The sequence below is a fragment of the Bacteroides sp. D1 genome, from assembly GCF_000157095.2.
In the GTDB taxonomy this organism is placed as follows: Bacteria; Bacteroidota; Bacteroidia; order Bacteroidales; family Bacteroidaceae; genus Bacteroides; species Bacteroides xylanisolvens.
In genome coordinates this window covers 662,924-682,400 of the sequence record NZ_JH114350.1, presented here as the reverse complement: position 1 = coordinate 682,400, position 19,477 = coordinate 662,924, and the positions used below count along the sequence as shown (strand labels likewise).

The following is a 19,477-nucleotide window of genomic DNA, read 5'->3' as shown; positions in this document are numbered from 1 at the left end:
CACACCGGGAGGTAGCCTTAATTTTTCTTTCTTCTTCTTTTTGTCTTAAAAACAACAACAGAAGAATTTTCATAATTCGGAAAAAAGTGCGAAATTTGCAACGCTTTTCAAGTTTGACAAGAAACTTACTAACACCTTTAAATAAAAAATTAAAGAAAATGACTAAAAGTGCATTGCAAATCGCAAGGGCTGCTTACCAGCCCAAACTTCCGAAAGCATTGGCATCAGGAGCTGTTAAGGCTGTAGCAGGTGCTGCTACTCAATCTGTAGCCGATCAGGAAGCTATCAAAGCATTATTCCCGAACACGTATGGAATGCCGTTGATTACATTCGAAGCTGGTGAAGCTGTTGCTCTTCCCGCTATGAACGTAGGTGTAATTCTTTCCGGTGGTCAGGCTCCGGGCGGACACAATGTAATCTCCGGTTTGTTCGACGGTATCAAGAAATTGAACCCGGAAAACAAATTATATGGTTTTATTCTAGGTCCTGGTGGTCTGGTAGATCACAATTATATGGAACTGACTGCTGATATTATCGACGAATACCGTAACACTGGTGGTTTCGATATCATCGGTTCCGGACGTACGAAGCTGGAAGCAGAAAGCCAATTCGAAAAGGGATATGAAATCATCAAAGAACTTGGCATCAAAGCATTGGTTATCATTGGTGGTGACGACTCTAACACAAACGCTTGTGTATTGGCTGAATACTATGCAGCTAAGAACTACGGTGTACAGGTAATCGGTTGCCCGAAAACAATCGACGGTGACTTGAAGAACGATATGATTGAAACTTCTTTCGGTTTCGATACAGCATGTAAGACTTATGCGGAAGTAATCGGTAACATCCAACGTGACTGTAACTCTGCACGTAAATACTGGCACTTCATCAAGTTGATGGGTCGTTCGGCTTCTCACATCGCACTGGAATGTGCTTTACAGGTACAGCCTAACGTATGTATCGTTTCTGAAGAAGTAGAAGCTAAAGATATGTCTTTGGACGATGTAGTGACTTACATCGCTAAAGTGGTAGCTGACCGTGCTGCACAGGGAAACAACTTCGGTACTGTATTGATTCCGGAAGGATTGGTAGAATTCATTCCTGCCATGAAACGCCTGATTGCTGAATTGAACGACTTCCTGGCTGCTAATGCTGAAGAATTCGGTCAGATTAAGAAATCTCACCAACGTGATTATATCATCCGCAAACTTTCTCCGGAAAACTCTGCTATCTATGCAAGTCTGCCGGAAGGCGTTGCCCGCCAGCTGACTTTGGATCGTGACCCGCACGGAAACGTTCAGGTATCACTGATCGAAACAGAAAAGCTGTTGTCTGAAATGGTAGCTACCAAATTGGCTTCATGGAAAGAAGCAGGCAAGTATGTTGGTAAATTTGCTGCTCAACACCACTTCTTCGGTTATGAAGGACGTTGTGCTGCTCCATCAAACTTTGACGCTGACTATTGCTACTCTTTGGGTTACACAGCTTCTATGTTGATTGCTAACGGTAAGACTGGTTATATGTCTTCTGTACGCAACACAACTGCTCCTGCTGCCGAATGGATCGCAGGTGGTGTGCCTATCACTATGATGATGAACATGGAACGTCGCCACGGTGAAATGAAACCGGTTATTCAGAAAGCATTGGTGAAACTGGATGGTGCTCCTTTCAAGGCATTTGCTGCGCAACGTGATCGTTGGGCTATCGAAACGGATTATGTATATCCGGGTCCGATCCAGTACTTCGGTCCTACAGAAGTTTGCGACCAGGCAACTAAGACTTTGCAGCTGGAACAAGCTAAATAAATACACTTCCTTCAGAGCAGTTGTTGATGTAACAGTTGCAATAACAGCTGCAATGAAAGATTCTTTCAGGCACGGACTACACGGAATACACGGTTTATAAGAAATAACTAAAAAACCGTGTTAATTCGCGTAATCCGTGCCTATCTCTAAAAACATTGATCGTTTAAAGTAAATGCCGCAACGCAACAACCCGATGTCTGCCGTACAGAAGAAAAGAACCGTTTCCACTACCAAGAAAAAGGGAACGACCTCTTCTTCCAAAACTTCCCGTACCTCAAAAAAGGAACAGATGAAGCATCGAACTGTGATGCCTGTCTGGATTCGTAACATTTTGGCAGTGGTGATTGTCGGTTGTTTTTCCGTTGTATTCTACTATTTCTTTATCCGTCCTTATGCTTATCGATGGAAACCTTGTCATGGTTTAAAGGAATACGGAGTTTGTATCCCTGACGGATATGATATTCATGGTATTGACATTTCTCATTATCAGGGAAAGATTGATTGGAAAAGACTGTTGCAGAATAAAGAAACGGCTACTCCTTTGCATTTCGTTTTTATGAAAGCTACAGAAGGAGGAGACCATAACGATACTACCTTTGAGGCGAACTTCGCCAATGCCCGTAACCATGGATTTATCCGTGGTGCTTATCATTTTTATATTCCTGGTACGGATGCTTTGAAACAGGCGGACTTCTTTATTCGTACGGTGAAACTGGACACGGGTGATTTACCTCCCGTACTTGATGTGGAAGTGACCGGGCGGAAGGAAAAAAAGGAATTGCAGCAAGGCATTAAGCGCTGGCTGGATCGGGTGGAATCTCATTATGGAGTGAAACCTATTCTTTATACTTCTTATAAATTTAAAACCCGTTATCTGGACGATTCTATCTTCAATACATACCCTTACTGGATTGCCCATTATTATGTTGACTCTGTAAAATATCAGGGGAAATGGGACTTTTGGCAACATACTGATGTGGGAAGTGTTCCCGGCATCAAAGAAGACGTAGACCTGAACGTGTTCAATGGCTCGTTAGAGGAACTTAAAAAGCTGACAATTAAATAACAGGTATTTCTTTTCCCAACAACTTATCTCTTCTCTCATTTGTTATAATCGTATTATTACTAAAAAAGATACGATTATGAACTTTGATATAGCTATTATTGGTGGTGGTCCTGCCGGGTACACAGCTGCCGAACGGGCGGGGGCCAACGGATTAAAAGCCGTTCTTTTTGAGAAAAAGGCAATGGGTGGAGTGTGTCTCAATGAGGGGTGTATTCCTACTAAAACTTTGTTATATTCTGCTAAAATACTGGATAGCATTAAAAGTGCTTCCAAATATGGCGTTTCTGCCGATTCTCCTTCGTTCGATTTATCCAAGATTATGAGCCGCAAAGACAAAACAGTGAAAATGTTGACGGGTGGCGTGAAGATGACTGTGAATTCTTACGGAGTGACGATCGTGGAGAAAGAAGCTTTTATAGAAGGAGAGAAAGAGGGGATGATTCGCATCACTTGTGATGGAGAAACCTATTCTGTGAAATACTTGCTGGTATGTACCGGCTCCGATACAGTGATTCCTCCCATACCGGGATTGTCGGGAGTCAGTTATTGGACTTCCAAGGAGGCGTTGGAGATAAAAGAACTTCCCAAGACGCTGGTTATTATTGGCGGTGGAGTGATCGGGATGGAATTTGCTTCTTTCTTCAACAGTATGGGAGTAAAGGTGCATGTGGTAGAAATGATGCCGGAGATTTTGGGAGCGATGGATAAGGAAACGAGCGGTATGCTTCGTGCCGAATATGCCAAACGGGGAGTCACTTTCTATTTAAATACGAAAGTAGTGGAAGTGAACGCTCATGGAGTCGTGATAGAAAAAGAAGGCAAAGTTTCCACTATTGAAGCGGAGAAAATCTTGCTTAGTGTAGGCCGTAAGGCAAATTTATCCAAAGTGGGGCTGGACAAGCTGAATATAGAATTGCATCGGAACGGGGTCAAAGTAGATGAACATCTGTTGACTTCGCATCCCCGTGTATATGCTTGTGGGGATATTACAGGTTATTCTTTATTGGCACATACCGCTATTCGTGAAGCGGAAGTCGCTATCAATCATATCTTGGGAGTGGAAGACCGGATGAATTACGATTGTGTTCCGGGAGTTGTTTATACCAATCCCGAAGTGGCGGGCGTAGGAAAGACAGAAGAAGAACTGATAAAATCAGGACTTTCTTACCGTGTATCCAAATTACCGATGGCTTATTCCGGTCGGTTCGTAGCCGAGAATGAACAGGGAAACGGCCTTTGTAAACTGATTCAGGATGAAGAAGGGAAGATCATCGGTTGCCACATGTTGGGAAATCCGGCGTCAGAACTTATTGTGATCGCAGGTATTGCTATTCAGAGAGGCTATACGGTGGAAGAATTTCAGAAGACTGTATTTCCGCATCCTACGGTCGGAGAGATTTATCACGAGATTATGTTTTAACTCTTATTCTGTCTGACCTATGATTCGATGTATCTATAGTCCGTTTTCTGATATTTACTTTCACTTGGCTGCAGAAGAATATCTGTTGAAGCAGGGAAATGAAGACATTTTCATGCTTTGGCAGGACACTCCTTCTGTGGTAATAGGGAAACATCAACGGTTACGGTCGGAAGTCGATCAGGAATGGGCGGAACGGGAGCAGGTACATATTGCCCGTCGTTTTTCCGGTGGGGGAGCAGTGTACCATGATTTGGGCAATGTCAATCTGACTTTTATAGAAACGACTCCCCGCTTGCCGGAGTTTGTCACGTATTTGCAGAGGACGTTGGATTTCCTGAACTCTATGGGACTGATGGCAACAGGAGGCGAACGATTGGGGATTTATCTGAATGGATTGAAAATATCAGGAAGTGCGCAATGCCTGTACAAGGATCGGGTATTGTATCATTGCACGCTATTGTATGATACAGACCTTACAGCGTTGCATCAGGCATTGAATCCGGAACCGATGGTCGATGATGAAACGTTGTCGTCTGTATATGCTGTTCCTTCCGTTCGGAGTGAGGTAACTAATATTCGCAGGCATTTGCCGGCGGGGACTGTCACTGATTTCAAAGAAAAGGCTTTTCAGTATTTCAGTAAGTCGCAATCTGTCAGTGCTTTCACTAAGGAGGAGATAGAAGCTGTCAATCAGCTCCGGGAAGAGAAATATATTCAGAAAGAGTGGATATATAGCCGTTGATGCTTGGTTGTGCCGATTGGACTCCGGTTAAATTTTACTTAACTTAAAACTTTCTATTTCAGCCCATTGTTGTAATATATCTAAGGTTGAATAATAAAATTACTGTCTATGTCAAAATTCGAAATAAAAATGCCTAAGTTGGGCGAGAGTATAACCGAAGGGACCATTGTCTCTTGGTCTGTAAAGGTGGGTGACATGATTCAGGAAGACGATGTGCTTTTTGAAGTGAATACTGCTAAAGTAAGTGCAGAAATCCCTTCTCCCGTAGCGGGAAAAGTGGAGGAGATTTTATATAAGGAAGGTGACACGGTAGCTGTAGGAATAGTAGTTGCCATTATTGATTTGGATGGCGAAGAATCATCCGGTACGGAGCCGGCAAGCGAAGGTGCCACAAACGAAGGAGCTGATGCCAGTCAGGTTGCCGCTGATGTTTCCGGAACATCACAATCAGCAGCAGACATTGCTAAGAGTCAATCAGTGAATACTGCATCACCCCCCGTTGATACATCCAAACCCGTTGCTGTTGAGGAAGAACGTTGGTATTCTCCTGTTGTGATTCAGTTGGCGCGGGAGGCTAAGATTCCGAAAGAAGAGTTGGATGCTATACAAGGTACGGGTTATGAAGGGCGGTTGAGTAAGAAAGATATAAAAGACTATATTGAAAAGAAGAAAAGAGGCGATATGGCTGAACCGAAACCGGCCTCTGCTGTTGCTGCTCCGGCTGCAAGCAAACCATCGGTGGCTGTTGCTCCCGAACCGATAACTCCGAAAACGTCTCCGGCTGCATCTGCCCCTGCTGTACAGTCGGCTGCTACTTCATCCAAATCGTCTGCTCCTGTTGCCATGCCTGGAGTTGAAGTGAAAGAGATGGATCGTGTTCGCCGGATTATTGCCGACCACATGGTTATGTCTAAGAAAGTATCTCCTCATGTAACCAATGTGGTAGAAGTAGACGTCACCAAACTGGTGCGTTGGCGCGAAAAGAATAAAGATGCTTTCTTCCGTCGCGAAGGAGTGAAGTTGACTTATATGCCTGTGATAACCGAGGCCGTAGCGAAAGCATTGGTAGCCTATCCTCAAGTGAATGTGTCAGTAGACGGATATAATATCCTCTTTAAGAAACATATCAATGTAGGTATTGCTGTCTCTCTGAATGATGGAAATCTGATTGTGCCTGTGGTGCATGACGCCGACCATTTGAATCTGAATGGCCTGGCAGTTGCCATTGACTCTTTAGCCCTGAAAGCAAGGGATAATAAATTAATGCCGGAAGATATTGATGGCGGTACATTTACCATTACCAATTTCGGAACGTTCAAGAGCCTGTTCGGTACACCGATTATTAATCAGCCGCAGGTTGCTATTTTGGGAGTAGGATATATTGAAAAGAAACCTGCTGTGATAGAAACACCGGAAGGCGATACGATTGCCATCCGCCATAAAATGTATCTGTCTTTGTCTTACGACCATCGGGTAGTAGACGGAATGTTGGGAGGTAACTTCCTCCACTTTATAGCCGACTACCTCGAAAACTGGCAAGGCTGATAACTGATTGTTTCACTCATTAAGAACTTCATTCACTATGAAAAAGAAATATGATATAAAAACGACAGATGTAGAAACCCTGAAAAAGTGGTATCATCTGATGACATTGGGGCGTGCTTTGGATGAAAAAGCACCGTCATACCTGCTGCAATCTTTGGGTTGGTCTTATCATGCTCCTTACGCGGGGCATGATGGTATTCAGCTTGCCATCGGTCAGGTATTCACTTTGGGCGAAGACTTCCTGTTTCCTTACTACCGCGATATGCTGACTGTACTTTCTGCCGGAATGACTCCAGAAGAAATCATCCTGAATGGTATCTCGAAAGCGACAGACCCGGGCAGCGGCGGACGTCACATGTCGAACCATTTCGCCAAACCGGAATGGCACATCGAAAACATTTCTTCTGCAACGGGTACACACGACCTTCATGCGGCAGGTGTGGCGCGGGCAATGGTATATTATGGACATAAAGGAGTCGCCATCACTTCCCATGGAGAATCTGCCACTTCTGAAGGATTTGTATATGAGGCTATCAATGGCGCCAGCCTTGAACGTCTTCCTGTTATTTTTGTGATACAGGACAACGGATATGGTATCTCTGTCCCTAAATCGGAACAGACAGCCAACCGCAAAGTTGCCGAGAACTTCTCCGGCTTCAAGAATCTGAAAATCATCTATTGCAATGGAAAAGATGTGTTCGACTCGATGAATGCCATGACCGAAGCCCACGAATATGCAAGGGAAACCCGTAATCCGGTGATTGTGCAGGCCAACTGTGTTCGTATCGGTTCCCATTCCAACTCGGATAAACATACCCTGTACCGGGATGAGAACGAACTGGAATACGTAAAAGATGCCGATCCGCTGATGAAATTCCGCCGGATGTTGTTGCGTTACAAACGCCTGACAGAAGAAGAGTTGCAACAGATCGAAGCTGACGCAAAGAAAGAACTGTCGGCTGCCAACCGAAAAGCGTTGGCTGCTCCCGATCCTGATCCTAAGAGCATCTACGATTTTGTGATGCCCGAACCTTATCAACCCCAGAAGTACAAAGAAGGTACTCATGAAGCAGAGGGCGAAAAGACCTTCCTGGTAAATGCCATTAACGAGACATTGAAAGCCGAATTCCGCTACAATCCCGATACGTTTATCTGGGGACAGGACGTAGCAAACAGAGAGAAAGGCGGTGTGTTTAATGTCACCAAAGGGATGCAGCAGGAATTCGGCGAAGCCCGTGTGTTCAGTGCGCCGATTGCCGAAGATTATATTGTAGGCACTGCCAATGGAATGAGCCGCTTTGATCCTAAAATCCATGTCGTGATAGAGGGAGCGGAGTTTGCTGATTACTTCTGGCCTGCCGTAGAACAATATGTAGAATGTACGCATGAGTATTGGCGCAGCAATGGTAAGTTTGCCCCGAATATAACGCTGCGGTTGGCTTCCGGAGGTTATATCGGTGGAGGGCTGTATCACTCTCAAAATATAGAAGGAGCTTTGACTACATTGCCGGGAGCACGAATTGTCTGCCCTTCTTTTGCAGATGATGCAGCCGGATTGTTACGTACTAGTATGCGCTCTAAGGGATTTACTTTGTTTCTCGAACCGAAAGCATTGTATAATTCGGTAGAAGCCGCCACTGTGGTGCCGGAAGACTTTGAAGTACCTTTCGGAAAAGCACGTATCCGCCGTGAGGGTACGGATTTGAGTATTATCACATACGGAAATACGACCCATTTCTGTCTGCATGTCGCCGAACGATTGGAGAAAGAGGGTGGTTGGAAAGTAGAAGTGATCGATATTCGTTCTCTGATTCCGCTGGATAAAGAGGCAATATTTGAATCGGTCAAGAAGACCAGCAAAGCATTGGTTGTACATGAAGATAAAGTATTCTCCGGTTTTGGTGCGGAGCTTGCAGCAATGATTGGTGAGGAAATGTTCCGTTATCTCGACGGACCGGTGCAGCGTGTCGGTTCTACGTTTACTCCCGTCGGTTTCAATCCGATACTGGAAAAAGAAATTTTGCCGGACGAAGCTAAGATATACGAAGCTGCACGGAAATTATTGGAATATTAAAAGAGAAGAATTATGAAAAAGATAGGTTTGTTTTATGCTACCAAAGCCGAAAGAACGAGTTGGGTGGCAGAGAAAATACAGAAAGAGTTTGGTGAAGACAAGATAGAAGTAGTGCCTATCGAGCAGGCCTGGCAGAATGATTTTGCAGCTTATGACTGCTTCATTGTGGGTGCTTCCACTTGGTTTGACGGGGAACTTCCTACTTATTGGGACGAACTGTTGCCGGAACTCCGGACAATGAAATTGAAAGGTAAGAAGGTTGCTATCTTCGGTTTGGGAGATCAGATACGCTATCCGGAAAATTTTGCAGATGGAATCGGTTTGCTGGCAGAAGTCTTTGAAGGGGATGAGGCTACCTTGGTCGGTTTTACTTCTTCCGAAGGTTACACTTTCGAACGTTCCAAGGCTTTACGTGGCGAGCAGTGGTGCGGGTTGGTTGTCGATTTGGATAATCAGTCCGAACAGGCGGAAAAGAAAATCAAAGCATGGTGCCAACAGGTCAAAAAAGAGTTCGCGTAACGACTTTATTTCTCTTTATAAGATAGTGACGCTATCCGATGCAAATAGTGACGGTATATGCTATGGATAGCGTCACTATCCCACGCGTATACCGTCACTATTTTTTTTCTGCATTAATCTGGAGTCTTACGCTTGTTTATAGCGTATATCGACTGCGATTTTTGCTTGCTTTCTTATATCTTTTAATGATAAGGGAGCTTTCTCTTTTAAAGATATTTGTTGGCTCTTATCCTTTATAAATAAATTTCACTTCTGCCCAACGATTCTTCTCTTTATAATGAACGAAAGTCAGTCCGTTCTTCTCCGCTTCTTCGCGGATGGCGGCAATGTCGTCTATATAAAATCCACTCATATAGAGTTCGGAATTCGTATGCATACAGGCAACATATTGCTTCATATCATTCAGTAATATATTCCGGTTGATGTTGGCGATGATAACGTCGAAAGGTCCTTTTCCTACAAGCGACGAGGCATCTCCTTGTGATACGGCAATATCGTCTACGTGGTTCAACTCGATGTTTTCGATGGAGTTTCGTACGCACCATTCATCAATGTCGATGGCCGTACAGGGACGTGCGCCCCGCATACGTGCGAGGATGGCAAGAATCGAAGTTCCGCAGCCCATATCGAGCAGGGATTTATCTTTCAGTTCGCTGTCCAATAATTCTTCAATGATGAGGCTGGTAGTTTCGTGGTGTCCTGTTCCGAAGGCCATTTGAGGATTGATGACGATGTCATATTCCGCTTTGGGGACATCTTGGTGGAAAGTGCTGTGGATCACACATCGGTTTCCGATAATGATGGGTTGGAAGAAATTCTTTTCCCATTCCTCGTTCCAGTCCTTGTCTTCCGCTTCGGTATATGTATAAGTAATATCCGTATCGGGTAGGGGGAACTCGTTGATGGCAATCTTGATGGCGTTTTCATCACACAATGTCTGTTGGATATATGCGGTCAGTCCGCCTTCACACTCAACAAAACTTTCAAATCCGACTTCACCCAATATGGCAGCCAGTACGTCATTGACGGTTTCGGTACAAGGCTGGGTGCGGAATGTGAACTCAAAATACTTCATAGTTGTTTTTAATGCTGGTGAATAATGTGCAAAGATACAGCAATCCGGGTATAGAAAGTCAAGTTTGCCTGAACTTTATGCCGGTGAGCGTTGTATCTTCTACAAAGATAGTTAGAAATAGGGATTTCCCTATTATCCTTTGGGGAAAATCTCCCCCGGACGAAAAATCTCTTCCTTATCTTTGTAACGTGAATAAGTTTAAGTAATTACATAAACCGAGATGATATGAAAAAGATTGTTTATTTCTTGCTATTTGCCTTGTGCCTTCCGATAGGTATCTTTGCACAAAGCGTTGATGACGACCTTTACTTCGTACCTTCCAAAGACAAACAGGAGAAGAAAGAAACTCCAGTTAAGAAGGAACCGAAGAAACAGGTGACGACTAACATCTATACTTCACCGGGTACTACAGTGGTTGTTCAGGACCGTAAGGGAAGAACACGGGATGTGGATGAATATAACCGCCGTTACGATGCACGTGAAAATGAATTCGTAATGGATAATGATACCTTATATATAAAAGAAAAATCTAATCCGGATTTGGACGGAGAATGGGTGACGGGCGAATTCAATGGTACAACAGACGACTATGAATACGCTGAACGTATCATCCGTTTCCGCAATCCGCGTTTTGCTATCAGTATCAGCAGCCCGTTGTACTGGGATGTAGTTTACGGTCCGAACTCATGGGATTGGAACGTATATACCGATGGTATGTATGCTTATGCATTCCCGACGTTCAGTAACCCGCTTTGGTGGGATTGGCGTTATGGCTCTTACGGCTGGGGATGGAACTATGGCTGGGGATGGAATCGTCCTTATTACTCTTGGGGATATTACCCCGGTTATTGGGGAGGCGGCTACTGGGGTGGCTGGTATGGCGGCGGATATTGGGGACATCATCACCACTGGCACGGTGGTCCTAGCTGGGGCTGGGGCGGAGGTGGAAGACCTTATTATGCCGGACGTAGTGTGATTAATGGTAATAATCGTTCCTATTATTCTGGTTCGAGAAATTATAATTCTACTTCTTACAGAAGAGGTGTCGGTTCATCAACTACCAGACCAGCTAATTCTTCTGTTGGACAAAGTGTTCGCCGTTCAGGTAGTACAGGTACAAATAGTAGAGTTGTAGGTACTCGCGATTATACTCGTAGCGGTAGCAATAGCTCTGTTCGTTCAGGAAGTTCATACTCTCGTAGAAATACAGAAACGTATACACGTCCAAGCAGTACACGTACTTCTGGTACTAGTACACGCAATTCTGGTTCCTCTTATAATAGAAGTAATAGTTCGACACGAAGTTCCGGAACAAATAGTAGCCGTAGCAGTAGTAGCTATTCACGTGGAAGTTCCACTTCTCCATCAAGAAGTTATACGCCTGACAGATCATCATCCCGCTCTTCTAATTCAGGTAGTTATTCAAGAAGTAGTGGAAGTAGCTATTCATCAGGTAGTAGCGGTAGTTATTCTCGTAGTTCTGGCAGCAGTGGCAGTTCTTCACGTAGTAGCGGCGGTGGTGGTTCTTCACGTAGTTCTGGTGGTAGCTATAGAAGATAGTTTATAATTTCAAAAGAGATTGATTATGAAAAGTAATAGAATATTAGCGATTTGTATTCTTTTGATAAGTGTAGGATTTCTAAATGCTCAAACAACTATCTATGATGCAAATCGATGGATGGGAAGTGATTTAAATGGAACTGCCCGCTTTGTAGGTATGGGCGGTGCCATGGGAGCTTTAGGCGGAGATATAACCACTATAGGAACTAATCCTGCCGGTATCGGAATTTATCGTAGCAATGATGTTATGGTTTCATTTGGCTTTGATAATACAGGAGTGAAAGCGAATGGGGCAAGTCTTGATAAGTTTCATGGCTCATTTGATAATGCCGGATTTGTATTCTCTACAAAAATAGGAAATACAACTGCTTTGAGATTTGCCAACTTTGGTTTCAATTATCGCAAAATGAAGTCCTTCAATAGAAGTATGCTGGTGAGTGGAGTATTCAATACTTCTCAAACAGTTCAGATGGCTAATATGGTGAACTTTGATTCATACAGAGACTTTGATCCGTTCACAGAAGCTGCTTTGAGGAGCGATGATGCTTTTCAGAATCCTGAATTGCCTTGGTTGGGTATTATGGGATATAATGCACATTTAGTGAATCCTGTTTATGGGAAAGTAGATCCAGAGAATCCAGATGCAGTTCCTCCTTTTGAGGGATATGAACCCTATTTTCAGGCAGGAGATGCTGTGAGCCAGTCTTATCGTTCGAAAGAAAGTGGAGGTATCCATTCTTTTGATTTGAATGGTGCGCTGAATTTTTATGATCGTTTTTATGTTGGAGCAACATTAGGACTTTATAGTGTAAACTATGACAGGACTAGTGAATATAATGAAGACTTTACTGATAAGGACGGAAATGGTCATGGAGGATATACGTTGGGAAATGACTTTTGGGTAGATGGTAGTGGAGTTGATTTTAAACTAGGTTTTATTCTTCGTCCTTTTGAGTCATCCTCATTCCGTATTGGTGCTGCTGTACATACTCCGACTTTCTTTAGTTTGAAGGAACGGAATACTGCTTATATTAATTTTGATTTGAATGAGACTACACGTGGCATTACCAAACCTTATGATGCCCGTGGAAATGATACTGAAGGAGAATATGAATATAAGTTAATTACTCCGTGGAAGTTTAATGCAAGTATGGGATATACCATCGGTTCTTCTGTAGCATTGGGAGTTGAGTATGAATATTCAGACCGTACTTCAGCTAAAATGAAAGATCCGGACGGATATGAATTAGGTCAGACAGAAGACATTAAAGCAATGATGAAAGCAGTTCATACACTTCGTGTTGGAGCTGAATTTAAGTTAGCACCGGAATTTGCATTCCGTTTAGGATATAATCATATTACTGCTCCTTTGAAATCAGATGCTTTTAAGTATCTTCCTGTAAATTCAATGCGTACTGATACGGAATTTTCTAATCCGGGTGCTACTAATAATTATACATTGGGTTGTGGCTATCGTGGTGAAAGTTTCTATGTAGACATGGCATATATGTATAATACTTATAAAGAAACATTCTATGCTTTTGATAGTTTAGATTTACCTGGAACGAAAGTGACGAACAACAACCATAAAGTGGTTCTTACTTTAGGTATGCGTTTCTAACCTAAAAAAGACAGTTTTCAATTTCAATAATAACTTTTGTGTGTAAAAAATCCCTGGAATGCTGAGTGTCTACAGCGGTTCCGGGGATTTTTATTAGTATCACTTTTTATTCTTCAGTCTTATCTGAATAGTGGAGTTCGTTCGTCAATGATTCCGCGTCTTGCGTACATTTTTACCGCTACAGGAGTTCCGGCTTCTATGGTAATGTCCTCCTCTGCGATGATAGGTTCTTCTTTACCGTCCTCCAGAATAACCGTTCCTATTTTCTCGCCGGCTTTGATGATCTGTGGAATCAAGTTAGTCAAGATACCTTCAGATACTTTCCGGATATCAATGTATTCCGGTTTTGCATTGGGGTCAGCTTCGATTTTACCGCTGAACAGGTCCTGTACACCTTTGTTCTTCAAGAACAGTTTAACGATTGCTCTACCTTCGTAAGGCTGGTTGTTCTCGTCGAGCAGAACGACGGGTGTTGTCATTCTCTTGAATGTAAGAGCAACATTCTTAGAACCTTTGTTGGCTTGGGCTGTACCGAACAAATATTCTAAGCCACCCTTGATTTCACGATAGCGGCTGCTCAATGATCTGGTAGTAGCAGCTTCGTTGGTCAATTCAGGGTAATGAGCATAGAAAGTAACCGTTTCCGAATCGGTGCCTGCTTCGTTCCAGGTTTGGCTATCCATGCCTATGGCAAACGGATGATAATCTTGCTCGGCAACGGACATGGAGATAACATCTCCGGCAGCGAAATTGCTTTTTAACGGAAGTGTCAGACTACTGCTGTTACGAGTAAGAGCATTGTTGATACTTTGGTCAATAGAAGTAGAAAAGTCGATCACTCCTTTACTGGGATCTTGCAGTTCTTCTTGCTGTTGACAACTGAACAGGCATACTGATGCCATAACAAATAAAAGGCTTTTTCTTTTCATTTGAGGGTAATTAATAGGTTAATAATAGTGAGAGGTTTTCTAATATTCTACTCTGTCTTCTTTGGCCACCCAGGCTTTGAAGGCAGTAAGGGCTTCATTATGTAGTAGGATTTCGGAAGGCAGCTTTCTGTCTTCAGGTTTCAGTTGCAGTTCGTCATAGATAAAAGAGTCGTCGAAGCCGATGTTTTTGGCATCAGTCTTGTTGTTTCCATAGTACATCTTATCCAGGCGTGCCCAATAAATAGCACCCAGGCACATGGGGCAAGGTTCGCAGGAAGTATAGATTTCGTATCCGCTAAGATCAAATGTTCCGAGTTTGGCAGCTGCGGCACGTATGGCGCTTACCTCGGCGTGAGCCGTAGGATCACAAGATGCAGTGACACGATTAACTCCTGTTGCAACAATTTCTCCGTCTTTCGTGGCAATCACAGCACCGAAAGGACCTCCACCATTTTCAACATTTTCTTTTGAAAGCTCGATCGCTTTTCTCATTAAAGCTTCTTTAGTCATGGCACAAAAAATATATTGTTAGTTTCATTTTTTCTTTGCTTCTTCCTACAAAGATAGAAAAAACTAACAATATACAATGGAATGTCCCTATTAATTTTTTAACAATACCGGCAGAATCCGGAAAAAGAAGGAACTTTTTTTTGCTTTTTTTAGGGTTATAGCTTACCTAAGATCTTGTCCATTACCCAGTTAGTCAACGTTGCACTTTCGCCGTCGCAAGAGCAAACCGACTTACCCAATAAGTGGTCTACTACTGCTTGGATAAGAGGCTGTTGCACGTGTTCCGGGTTACCGATACAGATTTCTTCCCGTCCTTTCTCGGTATGTAGTCCGATAGGTTCGTAAGTAAAGACAGAGAAGCAAATCATTCCTTTGTCACCGATAATCTCTATGCGGTCTTCGCGGGCAGAATCATGGGCTACGAAGCACCAGGAACCACTACCCACCAGTCCGTTGTCAAATTGGAAACAGGCGCTTAATGTATCTTCGGCAGGATAAAGTCCGCCGCGATTACTCTTGTAACCGCTTGCTTCGAGGATGCAACCGAACATATCCTGCAACAAATCAATCTGATGCGGAGCAAGGTCGTAGAAGTAGCCGCCTCCGGCAATATCAGCCTGCACACGCCAGGGAAGATTATCACGATTGTAATCCAGATCGCGTGGCGGCTGGGCAAAACGAATCTGTACATTGATAACGTTGCCGATCGTCCCGTTCTCTACTAATTCCTTTACTTTCTGGAAATAGGGAAGATAACGTCGGTAGTATGCTACGAAACAGGGAACCCCCGTTTCATTGGATATGCGGTTGATTCGGGTACATTCTTCATACGTCACCGCCATTGGTTTCTCAATATAGGCCGGTTTACCCGCTTTCATGGACATAATGGCATACGTAGCGTGTGAAGAAGGAGGAGTGGCGATATAGACAGCGTTTACTTCCGGATCATCTATCAGCTCCTGTGCATCGTCATACCATTTCTTGATTCCTCTCTCTTTGGCATACGCTTTCGCTTTCGCGCCGTCACGACTCATCACGGCTACGACTTCCGAATGTTCTACTTTCTGGAAAGCGGGACCGCTTTTCGTCTTGGTTACTTCTCCGCAACCAATGAAGCCCCATTTGATCATCTTTTCACTCATAATATAATATACCTATTGTGTCTGTTCTAACAAACCCCAAAGATAAAGCTATTTTTTGTCAAGAGCAACTTTATTGATTATTAACTTAGCGGGGACAGTTGGAAAACAGACATTGTGTTTTGTTTCAACAGAAGCTCTATTTTATCGGAACAAAGGCTCTGTTTCAGGCAAACAGAACGTCTGTTTGAGGCGGATATATACTTCATTTCGGTAAGAAGCAAGGTGAACATTGCTGATTCTCCGGCTGAAGAACCATAACCACCGGGCAAAGCGAAAGGAAAAGTCGGGGCGGGGAGAAGTTTTCCCCGGATGGATAAAAAGAAAGGAGAGAATCGCGATTCCCTCCTTTGCATGTAGTTTAATTGAAACTACTTTATCATTAACTCTGTAAAGATACGACATTCGAAAGCGAAAGTCAAGTCTTTGGGAGTTTATTTCTCGTAATAGACATGAATATATCTATCTTACATTCTGTTTTTGATTGTTTTCTTCTGATCTGTACTATGATAAGGTTATTCTTTATCATAGTACTTTTTATAAATCTTCTGGTATTCTTTCTCCTTTTGGAATTTATCCAGCCATGTATTCAAACTATCGAGTAAAGCGGGTGATTGTTTGCTGACTGCCCATGAGTAGAATTGTGTAAAGCTGATGGCTGTATTTATATCTATCTGCGGGATGGAATCGGCGGCCGCGCGTGCGATGCTTTCGTCACAAACGGCATAGTCGATATCTCCATGAGCTACCATTGAGATTAATTGTTCGGAACCGTATTTATCTATTTCTTTGATATAAATGGTATCTCCGATTTCATTTCCCAGGTTTTGGATACGCAGGATGGAGGGAGAGCCTTTTACTACGTGAAGTGTCCGCCCCGCCAAGTCCAGTTGGTTACGGATATAGAGTGAATCGTTTTCTCCGTTTTCTCTCCGTTGCACGAGCACTTGTTTGTTAAGCGTGATGGGAGAGGTGAGGAGCAGAGAATCTTTCAGTTCGCTGGTAGCTAATATGCCGCAGGCAATTACATCGTAACGTCCTTCGCTTAATCCTTCCAGCCGTTCTTCGAAACTCATCAGGGGTGTTATTTCGGTCTTTAATCCCTTGTCATAGGCAAAAGCCTGTATCAGTTCGTAATGGAAACCGGAAACGGTATCACCGTCCACGTAGAAACTGATCGAGTTATATTCAGTCGCTACACGCAATATGCCTTCTTTGGCAATGGCTGCATAATCACGCGGGTGTCCTGACGGCTTTTCCTGATTACCGCATTGGCGGATAGAAAAGATGATTGCCAATACAATGATTACGGGCACTAAATATCGGGACAGTCTCAATTTGGGGCGTGTTACCATAAGCCGTATAGATTTTGTTAATCATAGAAATTCCATGAAAGACCGAATTTCAGTACACGCGGGTTGATAGGGTAGTGAGGAGACAAGAAGTAATTCGGGCTGCTCATACCTTGATTCACGTGATACATCATTACATAGAAACGTGTACGCTTTAGATGTAAGTTTGCGTATACATTCACGATCGGATAACCTCCTATCTCTACCTGGTCATTTTCCGGTTGCAAATAGAAGTTTTGGATAGCCGGCATATAAGCGGGTGCATTGTATTTACTGAAATAACGCACGTCGGCACCCAATTGTACACTAAGCACTTTCTTTGCCAGCTTGAACTGCATATAGAAATTGTGATACAGCGAAAGATCAGGCAAAGGCAATACGGTCTGGTCGCTGGACTTTTGCCAGGTTACTTCATTATCTAAATGGAAGATTCCCAGCTTGAAGTCCTGATTAAGACTTGCTGACAACACCTGTATACTTCCGCTTTTCTGTTCCGGCACTGCTTGTTGGTTGAAATAAGTGTAGTTCTTTATGTTTTCAACTCCTGCTTTCAAGCGTGTTCTCCAACGTGCAATGCTTAATTCTCCTTCAATACGGGTACGAAATTCTTTGTCCATATCATTGTCCCACATGAAATGTTTGGAATGATAATGACGCATATAGAAAGGCGCAAGCTTATTGCTGACTTCACCACGGGCTATAAGGCTCACAGTGTCTTTCCATAACGGAAAGTTAAGGTCGATATCTCCTTTTACATTGAATTGTCCGATTGCTTTTCCGGCGAGTCCCACTTCACCAATGGCATGGTAATGAAGTACATTTCCTTCACGTTTGGATAATTCGCCTCCAACAAATATTTCATTTTCATTGTATTTGTCGGGCAACGGATTCCCCTCCATATTCATAAGAGTATACTTGCTGATTTTATAGGAAGCAAATGCCGTGAGTCCGGCTTTGGCATATTTATTGAATCCTTCGAGTAGAGCAATACCTATGGTATTCTTGATACCCATATAGGTAGTACTGTCTCTGGCAATCGGATTATCCGGTTCCAAATAGGTGTTTTGATAATAGTTCTTTTCACGCATGTCATCATCAGAGTTGAAGCTATGACGTGCACGCTCTACCTGAATGGTATGTATAAAACTAGTGACCGGCACAAACTCTTGTTTGGCTGGAGTAGTGTCATTTTCGGCCTGCGGTATGTCGCGGCTGAATCCCAGATTGTAACGTTGGGTTAGGAATACATAAAAGTCATGATTACGGTTGGTTGTTGCACTTAGTACGGTCGGGATATTGGTTGATTCATATTCTCTTTGGCCTTGTGCCATCTCTTCAGGAGCAGTGATGTATCGGTCGTCCTCAATACCTCCGTTTTCATTTGTTTTGAGATAATTGTTGCTGTATATAGCTTGCATCTGATAGCGGTCGCCGATATAACTACCGAAAATTGCCGCATTGAAATAAGCCGTATTTTGGTTATTATAATATCCTCGTCCGTACAAGTAATCTATGTTAAAACCAAAAGCCAGCTTCTTGTTTACATTGACAGAGAAATAAGACTTAAAGCGTTCTTCTCCGTTTATTTTATTACCGGCTTTATGATACGTCAGATTGGTATAAGGTACGTTACTATTGGTGAAATTGAACTCCGTAGGACGAATAAAGAAACTGGAGAAAGGCTCCATAAAGATAGTCGGTTCCGGATCACGACGTTCAAAGAAGATGCGTGACATACGGGGAGAACCCATATTGGCCAGATAATTATAATGTCCGGTAAGTCCTTCGGTAAGATTTGAATTCTGGAAGTGGTGATAAGCAGTATCCGCCGGGATGATAGTCCGGTCGCCCAACTGATTATTAATACGCCACATATATAATTTCGGAGGTAACCCCTGTACTTCTACATTTGCACTATCCAGTCTGTCCGGAATCATGGCAGGGTCCACCTGGTTACCGTATTGGTCGTATCCGTTTTCGTCCACTCTCTGGCGACCATTATCGAACTGTGCATGGACAGTTGTCAAACCTATAACGGAAAAGATTATATATAATAGTAAGATTCGTCTCATAATTGGAGGCAAAGATACTTACTTTAATTGATTTAATGATAATGGATA

Annotated in this window: 16 protein-coding genes; 9 read left to right on the top strand and 7 right to left on the bottom strand. The window is 43.2% G+C overall.

All coding sequences use genetic code 11. The features are described 5' to 3' along the window. The first annotated feature begins 158 nt into the window (after positions 1–158). The 7 genes from BSAG_RS02200 to BSAG_RS02230 all read left to right on the top strand — a co-directional run bounded on the left by BSAG_RS02200 (position 159) and on the right by BSAG_RS02230 (position 9,171). Complete coding sequence (locus BSAG_RS02200; RefSeq protein ID WP_004314973.1) at positions 159–1,805, top strand: diphosphate--fructose-6-phosphate 1-phosphotransferase; 1,647 nt, start codon at positions 159–161, stop codon at positions 1,803–1,805. A gap of 172 nt (positions 1,806–1,977) precedes the next feature. Continuing rightward, a complete protein-coding gene (locus tag BSAG_RS02205) occupies positions 1,978–2,871 on the top strand; it encodes a glycoside hydrolase family 25 protein (protein ID WP_004314972.1) in 894 nt (297 codons plus the stop codon). A 76-nt stretch (positions 2,872–2,947) separates the two neighbouring features. After that, positions 2,948–4,291, top strand: coding sequence for a dihydrolipoyl dehydrogenase (gene lpdA / locus BSAG_RS02210; protein WP_004314971.1), 1,344 nt, complete (start codon positions 2,948–2,950; stop codon positions 4,289–4,291). Positions 4,292–4,310: 19 nt separating this feature from the next. Next, the gene (locus tag BSAG_RS02215; RefSeq protein WP_004314970.1) at positions 4,311–5,033 is read left to right on the top strand and encodes a biotin/lipoate A/B protein ligase family protein; all 723 of its coding nucleotides are present in this window, start codon (positions 4,311–4,313) and stop codon (positions 5,031–5,033) included. Between the two features lie 108 nt (positions 5,034–5,141). Beyond that, complete coding sequence (locus BSAG_RS02220; protein ID WP_004314969.1) at positions 5,142–6,578, top strand: dihydrolipoamide acetyltransferase family protein; 1,437 nt, start codon at positions 5,142–5,144, stop codon at positions 6,576–6,578. A 37-nt stretch (positions 6,579–6,615) separates the two neighbouring features. Continuing rightward, positions 6,616–8,652 carry a thiamine pyrophosphate-dependent enzyme gene (locus BSAG_RS02225; RefSeq protein ID WP_004314968.1) on the top strand — a complete coding sequence of 679 codons (2,037 nt, stop codon included), beginning with the start codon at positions 6,616–6,618 and terminating at the stop codon, positions 8,650–8,652. Positions 8,653–8,664: 12 nt separating this feature from the next. Then, positions 8,665–9,171: a flavodoxin gene (locus tag BSAG_RS02230; protein ID WP_004314967.1), complete on the top strand. Its 507-nt coding sequence runs from the start codon at positions 8,665–8,667 to the stop codon at positions 9,169–9,171. 226 nt (positions 9,172–9,397) lie between these two features. Here the strand turns inward: BSAG_RS02230 and prmA are convergent, their stop codons facing one another. After that, complete coding sequence (gene prmA, locus BSAG_RS02235; RefSeq protein WP_004314966.1) at positions 9,398–10,246, bottom strand: 50S ribosomal protein L11 methyltransferase; 849 nt, start codon at positions 10,244–10,246, stop codon at positions 9,398–9,400. A gap of 225 nt (positions 10,247–10,471) precedes the next feature. Here prmA and BSAG_RS02240 point away from each other — a divergent pair, with 225 nt between their 5' ends. Together BSAG_RS02240 and BSAG_RS02245 are read left to right on the top strand one after the other, a co-directional pair. Beyond that, the gene (locus BSAG_RS02240; RefSeq protein WP_004314964.1) at positions 10,472–11,806 is read left to right on the top strand and encodes a hypothetical protein; all 1,335 of its coding nucleotides are present in this window, start codon (positions 10,472–10,474) and stop codon (positions 11,804–11,806) included. Between the two features lie 25 nt (positions 11,807–11,831). Beyond that, positions 11,832–13,427 carry a hypothetical protein gene (locus tag BSAG_RS02245; RefSeq protein WP_004314963.1) on the top strand — a complete coding sequence of 532 codons (1,596 nt, stop codon included), beginning with the start codon at positions 11,832–11,834 and terminating at the stop codon, positions 13,425–13,427. A gap of 119 nt (positions 13,428–13,546) precedes the next feature. Here BSAG_RS02245 and BSAG_RS02250 read toward each other — a convergent pair whose 3' ends face one another. The 6 genes from BSAG_RS02250 to BSAG_RS02270 all read right to left on the bottom strand — a co-directional run bounded on the left by BSAG_RS02250 (position 13,547) and on the right by BSAG_RS02270 (position 19,429). Further along, complete coding sequence (locus BSAG_RS02250; protein ID WP_008770902.1) at positions 13,547–14,356, bottom strand: fimbrillin family protein; 810 nt, start codon at positions 14,354–14,356, stop codon at positions 13,547–13,549. Positions 14,357–14,395: 39 nt separating this feature from the next. After that, positions 14,396–14,866, bottom strand: a complete 471-nt coding sequence (locus BSAG_RS02255; protein WP_004314961.1) for a nucleoside deaminase — start codon at positions 14,864–14,866, stop codon at positions 14,396–14,398. Positions 14,867–15,021: 155 nt separating this feature from the next. Next, positions 15,022–16,008 (bottom strand): Gfo/Idh/MocA family protein, encoded by a 987-nt coding sequence (locus BSAG_RS02260; protein WP_004314960.1) that lies wholly within the window; start codon positions 16,006–16,008, stop codon positions 15,022–15,024. Positions 16,009–16,088: 80 nt separating this feature from the next. Beyond that, complete coding sequence (locus tag BSAG_RS24630) at positions 16,089–16,361, bottom strand: hypothetical protein (RefSeq protein ID WP_004314959.1); 273 nt, start codon at positions 16,359–16,361, stop codon at positions 16,089–16,091. Positions 16,362–16,520: 159 nt separating this feature from the next. After that, positions 16,521–17,360 carry a transporter substrate-binding domain-containing protein gene (locus tag BSAG_RS02265; RefSeq protein ID WP_004314958.1) on the bottom strand — a complete coding sequence of 280 codons (840 nt, stop codon included), beginning with the start codon at positions 17,358–17,360 and terminating at the stop codon, positions 16,521–16,523. A gap of 17 nt (positions 17,361–17,377) precedes the next feature. Further along, on the bottom strand, positions 17,378–19,429 hold the full coding sequence (locus tag BSAG_RS02270) for a putative porin (protein WP_008770903.1): 2,052 nt from the start codon (positions 19,427–19,429) through the stop codon (positions 17,378–17,380). Positions 19,430–19,477 lie beyond the last annotated feature (48 nt).